The organism is Pseudomonas sp. 5.2, from assembly GCF_059025405.1.
The window spans coordinates 1-242 of record NZ_JBYBHH010000076.1; the positions used below are offsets into that span (position 1 = coordinate 1).

General features: G+C 60.7%; 1 protein-coding gene. It reads right to left on the reverse strand.

From position 1 onward, the window contains the following. A partial coding sequence (locus AC5PZ0_RS28365) for an immunoglobulin-like domain-containing protein (protein WP_493856230.1) occupies positions 1–242 on the reverse strand: 242 nt, incomplete at both ends.

The window sequence follows — 242 nt, forward strand, 5'->3', positions numbered from 1 at the left end:
GCCACCACGTCGTCGGTGGTGTCGGTGACTTTGACCGAGGCCGCATCGCCCAGCTGCAGGTTCTCGAAGGCACGTCCGTCAACATCGACGGCGGACTTGATACCCAGCTCGATTTCTCCAGCGTCTTTGTAGACGTCGTCACCCTGTGCTTCGTGGGTGTACGGGGCGCTGGTTTCACCGGCCTTGATAGTGACAGTGGCGTTGTTGCTCAAGGTCACGACCAGGTCGTGAGCCAGCGCAGT